Origin of the sequence: Cysteiniphilum litorale (assembly GCF_003428165.1) — a bacterium.
Taxonomy (GTDB): Bacteria; Pseudomonadota; Gammaproteobacteria; order Francisellales; family Francisellaceae; genus Caedibacter; species Caedibacter litoralis.
This window is the reverse complement of the sequence record NZ_QLIQ01000061.1, coordinates 1-8,416: the sequence shown is the minus strand read 5'-3', so window position 1 is coordinate 8,416 and position 8,416 is coordinate 1. Positions and strand designations below refer to the sequence as shown.

Annotated in this window: 2 protein-coding genes; both read right to left on the bottom strand. The window is 38.5% G+C overall.

Annotation, left to right across the window (positions count from 1 at the left end; all coding sequences use genetic code 11):
* Positions 1–17: 17 nt before the first annotated feature.
* Positions 18–7,145, bottom strand: coding sequence for a MobF family relaxase (gene mobF / locus DNJ75_RS13665; protein WP_206609115.1), 7,128 nt, complete (start codon positions 7,143–7,145; stop codon positions 18–20).
* A 113-nt stretch (positions 7,146–7,258) separates the two neighbouring features.
* Positions 7,259–8,416, bottom strand: a 1,158-nt coding sequence (locus tag DNJ75_RS13660) for a type IV secretion system DNA-binding domain-containing protein (RefSeq protein WP_157968356.1), incomplete at its 5' end; no start/stop codon positions are given.

The following is an 8,416-nucleotide window of genomic DNA, read 5'->3' as shown; positions in this document are numbered from 1 at the left end:
TAATTTTTTGATAGAAATCACTTAGTCAACTGATGCTTGATGATCTGTTTTTTTGTCACATTAGGCACAGTTTCAACGTTTTGAGTCTTATATTGATCCGGTTGATTTTCTTGTGATTTTATTGATTGTGCAACTGAATCAATATCCTTTTGACTGATAGATAGGTTATCTTTATGCAGTACATCAATATGCTTTTTAATTGATGATATATCTATATCTTGTGATTTATTGACATATTTAATCGTATTCTCAATGTCATCATGTTTTAAATCACCCTGTGATACCATCTTATCAATCAATGATTTTAAGTTTTTATCATGCGTTAATAAGTCTTGATATACAGGATTAAGTTTATCAAAAATTGCCTGAACACCTTGATATTTAAGGGTATCATTATAGTCGGTTTTTTTATTATTAATCATATTAGGAAATACAACCTTAACCTGTTTCCCCGCTTTTTCAAATAACTGTATGGCTTTCACTAAAGCAGAGTCTTTGATTAATGCTTTACCATCATTATCAGCACAGATAAGGATGTTATTTTTGAGCATATCAGGATGGATATTCGCAAAGTTTTCATTGCCACCTGCTGCTAAAATATGAACGTCTTTAAAAGCTTGCTTAATAGATAAGCCTGTTACAACACCCTCAGCTAAAAAACTAATATTATTTGATTGATTACTTCCTTTGCTAATCAAAACGGCACTGCCTTTTTTCGTGCCGTAACTTCTTTTACCCACTTTAAGATGAGACATTTTCTTGCCAGTACCACGCTCAAGGTAAACAGATTCAATCCCTGTCAGCTCGCCTTTTTCATTTCTGAATTGAACCACTAAAGCGGGTTGGTATTTCCCTTTGACTTCACTTGAGTAAACACTCGCGTTGTAGCGAATATCCGCACTGTGGTAATCCTTAATCTCTCGATGCTGTGTTAAGTATTTTTCCGCTAAAGTGCCTTTAACTGGGTGAGATTTTTCCCAGATTTTAACCGCACGTTCAAACGATTGTTTTTTGCGCTCATCATAAGAAACATCTCTAGCTAATGCTTCATGATTTTTCGTTTCCTTAATATCGTAAGCTTCTGGCATAGCGACCATTCTCGCACCCTCAGCTACAGCGTCAGCGTAGGTTAATCCTTTTTCACGCATGATGAGTGAAATTAAATCACCCCGATCATTATCGTTTGACCAATCCTTATAATAACCACGATACTTACCTGTTAACGTCACTTTTAATGATGCGCTATCTTGACCAAAAGCAAGTACAGTATTATTTGAACGCCCTTTGTTTTCTTCACCAAGCAGCCATCTAGCCACATCTTCTGTCCGTTTTTTTAATTCTATTGAGACTTCTTCGCCATATTTACGCACATCAAAACGTCCTTGTGTATCACAGTATTTAGGGTCATAGACTTTTTCGGAAAAGACTGTATTGGCATAATTATTTGATTGATTACTCTCATTATTTTTATCATTTTTATCTTTTTTTCTACTTTTACTATTTTTGCTATTTTTACTACTTTTAGCTTTATCCTCATGATGCTTAACCGCATAATACGTAGAAGCAGAGACATCAAAATCATCCTTTAAATCTGCCATATACTGATCATAATCACACATCGTCTGCTCGTGATTGATAGGCATTTGTCTTGTATAGCGACCATACTCTTGTAATGAGTCATCGATCTGTTGTTGATCATGACGCTTTTCTTGTATCGTATCTACTTGATATTGAGCGTAACTATTCTGTTGTTTTCCCTGCTTTTTGTCCTGTTGTTCGGCTTTTTCTTTTTTGTAGCGATCAAAATGCTCAGTCAGTGTGACTTCTCCAGTCACGGCATGAATCGCAATTTTATTGTTACTAAACTCATTTTTAACACGATCTAGCAAAGCCTCACGATCATCAGTAAACACTTTAATATGACGCACACCCCTTGTAAGGGTCACATATAACGAGCGCATATTCGCCAACGGTGAGCTAGACTTCTGCGCGGTGACGACTAAATGTTTATCACTTCCTTGCGACGCCATTGTCGTCATAGTTAGCGCATAATCCCAATGTAGTGTAGCAAGGTTGTTTTTATCCAAAATAACCTTTTTATTGTCCTTTTCTTCATTCATTAAGGTGATCAGTCCTTTATCTTGATCAATAGACTCAACACGCATCTTGTCTTTGGCATAGATTCCCCTGTCTTTATCTGTTTTAGTCATAATGAGCAGCTCATTAACAGCTACTTCATCTTTTTTAACGTCAAACAAGCCATTAAAGCGATGATTGGCTTTTGCGGGGGCAAAATAACTAAGTTTACCAGTAGCTAGGTTTTTTAATGATAATAGGTTATTGTCGTTATCTACACGCTTGATCTCATAATAATTATTTTGACCTTTTTGCAAGACCATCCCGATTTTATAGGTGGCAATGGCTTTCATTTTTTCACTGTCGATATTGAGATTTTTAAGTCGTTCAATGACCATGTTCTGCTTTTCATCTTTAGCAATAACACCATTGTTCTTGTCATGTTCTCTCACCATTGCCGTGATATAATCACGCTCCTTGTGCGCATCAAGAACGGTTAGAGTGTTCGCGCGACATTCAGCTGTGCGATTGCCTAGCTCGTTGGCTGTGTCTATACGCATTTTGTCAATCTTCATCACTTTGTATGCGTTTTTAACCTTTTGGATAAACGCAGGACTGCCCGCAATATCGTCAATATGCTTGCCATCAATTAAAGCATTGATGGCTTCTGTAAGCTTAATTTGATCTTTATTAGATGGGTCAATTTTAGAAATGTCGATCTTATCAGGCACCGATTCTACGATATTTAAACGCAATTCAGCGTGTTCAGCATCAACTTCTTTGCGATAGCTCACGTCACCATGAGATTGCTGCTTATCTAAAAACTGCAATGCCAAGTCAGGATTCTTCTTAGCAATGGCATAAACCGCTTTTAAATAGTTGCCGTCTTGTTGGCGTTGCACCTCATTCATCACTGCCACAGCAATCTTGTCCGCTAATACCAGTAATTTAAAAGGCGCACCTGCACCTAATGATTCCAACTGCTTAATATCCCCAATAAAAACCGCACGCGCATTATGTTTTTCAACAATCCGCATAAAATCGGCAAAGTCTTTGTTGGATACCATCGATGATTCATCAAGCAAAAACACTTTATTTTCAAGCTCGCTTTTGGACTTGCTTTGATCATTTCCTGCAAAAACGGTTGTGTTATTATGTTTTTCATCAAAGGCTTTAAGCTCATTTAATACATCTTTAGATCGTTGAAATATCATCGATTGTACTGTTTGTGAGGTGATATTTTTGTCACTTAATGCTTTAACAGCATCATGTGTAGGTGCCAGACCAATAAACGCTATTTTATTTTTATTTACCTCACTATTTTCATTATTTTCTTTATTTTCTTTATTAGCTTTGGCTTCAGCATTAAGATGATCAATCTTGACGCCATTGCCATGATTCACAATCGCCTCAACATGCTTAATAATACTTTGTGCCTGTTGTAACATCGTAGATTTACCAGTACCCGCATACCCTTGTACCGCAACGAAACGATCTTGTGTATTGGTGATCAGTTTAACTGCTGCAATTTGTCCTTGGCTAAGCGAATACTTATTACTTTCATCACTCAAACGATCAAGATAAGCTTGTGTTTGCTCGACACTGGCTAAGGGTGCCACTTGCTTTTTGCCCTTTTCGCATGACTCAATAATCGATTTTTCAAGGGCAACCGCTTCCTTTGTTGTCCATACGAGCGTATCTTTTGAAGCAATAATTTCACCATCATTAAATTTTTGATGTAACACCTCATGCACGTCTGTGTAATCAATCGCTTCTTTGTATTCTTCTAAACAGTGTTCTACGGCATCTTTCACTAAATCGGTATGCTCAAATGCCGCTTGCCTGTCAGATAAAACGGCAATCACATGTTCTACTGATTTTGCTATGTGATCTTTGTTAATCTCGATATTTAAAGCGTTTAAGGCATTATTTAAATCGATCATTAATTGCTTATTAGTACCCGCATTAACATATTGCGTTACTGTTTTTGCACTTGACCCCAAATGTGCATGAACAATCGAGGTGATCACTGAGGGTTGAACCCTAGACTGCTTCATGCGATGTTGTGCTTTTTCAACATCATCGGTGATCAACTCAACACTGCCTGTGGCTTTTGCCATTAACTCACTTGCCACCTCTTTATTGAGGGCGTATTGCTTAAAACTGGCAATAATCGCTTTATCTTCATGATGTGATACGTAATCTAATGTACGGGCATAGTCATATTGCAGTGTTGATTTTTCTAATTCGCTTTGCTTAACCTTTATCACTTCACCTTGATTGTCGAGTAGGTGAATTTCTTGGCGCTCATGATCAAAACGATGTACGATATAACTATTCCCTTTTTTCAAACCCTGTGCTTTTGACTGGCTAATTATTAATTTATCGCCTTTGATTAATTCCATCTCCTCTGTGGCAATTAAGGTAAAATGATTTTGATTGGTTAACGGATTAAAAGCCGTTTCCTTGGCACCACCACTTAACAGCTTCTCCAATGAATTGTTATATTGTTTGGTCGTTTTAACCAGATTGTTATTGCTGTCAATGCCTGTGACCTGATAAGACATCATCCCTCGCCCCTTAACAAAAAAATCAATCCGCTCAACATCAGCATAATTTTTAGCAACTTTTGCCTGTTCGGGGGTTAGATAAACGCGCCGTTCCATGTTGAGCATCAAAACATCGTCAGCTTGTAATGGATTTTGTGCTTTGATTGACTCACGCACCATTGCATTTAATGCTGTGGCTTCCCTTTTTGTTGCTGCGACAATTAACGTGTTGGCTTTTTCCTGCGCAGTTAATCCGTTATAAGTATTGACGACTTTATTGATACGCGCCTGATCACGATCTAGATTTTGACTGCTTTCACCATTTTTACCGTTTTTATCATTTCCATCTTGATTTCCCTGCGACTTAACCTCATTAACTTCATTGATTGCCTGAATATTCAAAGACACGGCACTTTTTTGCTGATAGTGCCAGTTAAATTGCTTAATCCCACCCGTGGCTAATGTTTCAGTAATATTACCACTGGCTTTTTGTACACCCTTGCGATTTAAAAAGATAATCTTAGCCTTACCTTTTTGGGTGATTTCTAAGAGCTTTTGCATATCTTCAACCGATAGCTTTTCCGCCTGATCAACCACGATAATGTCACGCGGTGATAAGCGGTTACTTTGGTTATTTTGATTTCTTTGATTGTTCTTCGTGTCGTTAGTATGGCGATAAGTAAACCCGCCCAGTGTTTCAATATATTCATGATCTTTGTTAAACAAAAAAGTATTCTTTACCCAGTCAAATAAACTTTCTGTTTTACGGATGGGGTGTTGAGTGTTTCTCGCTAAATCGGCAACGTGATAATGGTTCGGTGTTAAAATCTTGATACGCTTGTTTTCCTCTTGGGCGCAATGGATTAAAGCATTAATTGCCTCTTTAGCCGATCCTTGCATATTAATCATATTGGCTTGCTTGGCGCTTGCCATTACCCCGATAATCGCTGGCACATTGTCTTTCATAATAGGCAAGGTGCTTATTGCCCCTAACCCTAGATTAACCTTGGCACCTTTGATCTGATTGCCAAGTAATTGATGAACAGATAACTCTTGTTGTTTTTGTTGCTCAGTGGTTAAGGTTTCATGGGCTTTGTCTAAAGGAATTATCTCACCTGATTTGATTTTCTCATCAATCGCAGATTTTAATTCAGCAACCGTCATCGCTTGATCAATCGCAAAATCATCAAGGGCTTTATTCAAAACGTCTTGATAGCTCATCCGTGTTTGAAAACGCGCCATATGTGACACGGTTAGCTCAACTACCGCCTTGGCAACATCGCCTTGCTTGATCATGCTGAGGCAGTCAACATTACTTTTAACGGTTTGATTTATTTGATGTGTTTGATATGCGCCTGCTGCTCGATCAATACTATCTTTTGCTTGGTGCGATTTATCAAGAGTAGCATCTAGTGATCGTTGACTTTGATTGTTGTTCTTGTTTTGAACATCGGACTGTGTCGCTTGTTTTTCTTGCGACTCCTTAGCTTCTTTTGCCTCTGCCATCGCCTGGGAACGTGCCAAGACCTCTTTATACAAGCCCACCCCATCAAATGCCGCTCTACGATCTTGCCATAAGGTATGCAGATAGGACTTTTCAACATACGCTTTACTTTTGCGTGTATACTGCGCGATTTTATCAATCGTATTGGCATCAGTGACACCAAGGGAAAAAGCTTTTTCAAGAATCGCTTGTCTGCGCGTTGAAAAACTATCTAAGAACGCTTGAGGAATGTCTGAAATGTTAAATTGACCATTCCCTGTGGCATGGGTCTTATAGCCACATTGACGAACACGCTTATTTAAACTGGCTTGATACAATTTACCCAGATAAATATTTAACTTCTGATCATAAAAATCATCAATATTAATTGCTCTTAATTTGCCCTCATCATCCATCGCCATATTGATCGCTAAAGCATGTGTGTGTACTTGTGGGTCAAGGTTGCGTGACACTTTGTGCGTCTCCATGGCATAAAGTATTTGATCAGTCTTAACGCGCATTGATTCACCCGTCACTTTGTCACGGATTCGCATCACGGGCACTAATCGCGCAAATTCAGTCATCGCATCTTTAACCGCTGCTTGATGTGCTTGCATTAAACGATAATCACCAAATAATAATGCCATCACAGATACCGATTTAGGGGCACTGAAAACAATATCATGACCTGCACAACGGACACTATTAGCTTGCCCGCCCTTGGCTGCACCTCGTTGTACTGATTGACCCATTAAGTGCCCCTCTAACACTTGCGCTAATTGTTCGGCTTTTACCTCTTTGCCCAAAAGACCTGCTTTTTCTGCTAATGCTCCACCCCATTCCGATAAGCTGCGATCTTGATTGTTTTCAGCCATCACATAATCGCCATAGTCATTTTTAATGCTTGCATTATCAATACCAAGCTTTGCCGCTTCCTCTTTGGTCATCAGTTCAATATCTTTGACATCAAGATGCTTTTCTTCATCTTTGTAATAGTTGGCAATATTCATGGATTGAGCCATGCTTGATGTACTCATTTTTTTGGCTTTAAGCATCGGATACCTCATAAATAAAAATTGATAAATAAAAGTTTTCAAATAAAAGTGATTTCCATCAAAGAGAGTAACGAAAGCAATAACACCGTTTAGCACTACAAAACATCATCTTTCTCTATGTTATAATTACTTTTACTTACATTACTTAAATTACTTAAATCACTTAGAGATTTCTGATTAGGTTGCGCATCATCAAGCGTCTTTAACATCGTCTTGTCTGCCTTACTTTTATTAGTGGAATGCGTTTGATCTGTTGGCGATTGACCCAATTCAACATTATCGTAGTGATCGACCTCTAGGCTATCATCAACCTTGGATTCTATTGCTGTACTTGTCTGATGTGTTGATGGCGTAGTGTTATTCGTGGTATTGGGCGTATTTGTCATCACCGCCACAGTGGTAATCGCTTGAAAATTTGCCCCACCATGATTATCTTCAATATTATTTTTAAGGGAATTTTCAAGCTGACTGTTAACCACGATTTGTCTTTCAATAAATCCTTGATGACGACTATTTTGCTGACTTGGTTTGGCTAATTTCATCTTAACACGCGGGACATTAGCAGGTAATTTGATATACACTTCAAGATCATTCATGCTTTGAATTTCAGTATAACTGACCACACGCTTAGTCCGCCTGCTTGGGTTAATCGAAATCCCATCACGGACAGATTCAGCACCATATGAGTTTGACTCTAAACGCTCAATGACCTCACACTCACCTAACTCTTTTGATATTTCATCGGCAATATCGGCAGAGGTTGACCGTAAAAAGACTTGCGTTGATAATAAATCAAAAATCGCTTGTGCTTCATCACGCCCATATGTTGACCTTAACTGTGCTTTGTTTTGTATCCCTAAAATACAACTCAACCCATAGTTGCGTCCTGTTGCCAAGGTATCAGGTAATGACGTTAAGCGGTTGAGCTTCATCAACTCATCAAGAATTAACCAAATTCTACGTTGATGTGATCGCTCCAGTGATTTGACATGTGTTGTTAATAAGCCTATCCATAACGAAATCAGTGAGCGGATTGCCTGTACATCCTTATCACGAATCACCACAAAAACACAGGCACCTTTGGCACCCTTATGCTCATTCATCACCCAGTCACGAAATGAAAACTTAGCACGTGAACTCTCTTGTGGCAAAAAACGTAATGCTTTAACGTGGTTGGTAATGATCGCTCGAATCGTAATCGCTGTTTTAGCAATATCGCCATCAACTAATTGTTCCGCAGGGGTATCTTTTAA